The following is a 286-nucleotide window of genomic DNA, read 5'->3' on the forward strand; positions in this document are numbered from 1 at the left end:
CTAAAGATATCGACGAAGCCCTGCAGCAGGGTAAACATGGACCAGATAAAGATGGACCAGAAATAAACACGTTTTGAACCAAAGCGGTCAAGCAACCAGCCGCCGGGGATCTGGCCGATAACATAGGCCCATGAAAAAGCGGAAAATACATACCCCATCCCGACGGCATCAAGGCCAATGTCTTTGGCCATCTCAGAGCCGGCAATGGATAAGGTGGCGCGGTCGCCGTAGTTGAAGGATGTGACGATAAACAACATCACCACTATCCAGTAGCGAGCGTTAGTGC

At 51.0% G+C, this 286-nt stretch carries 1 protein-coding gene; it reads right to left on the minus strand.

Features of this window, described 5'->3' with window-relative positions; all coding sequences use genetic code 11:
* Window positions 1-286 (minus strand): MFS transporter (locus FDX22_RS20940; protein WP_146717724.1); only part of this gene is annotated, 286 nt, incomplete at both ends.

Origin of the sequence: Citrobacter sp. TBCS-14, from assembly GCF_005280805.1 — a bacterium.
In the GTDB taxonomy this organism is placed as follows: Bacteria; Pseudomonadota; Gammaproteobacteria; order Enterobacterales; family Enterobacteriaceae; genus Citrobacter; species Citrobacter gillenii.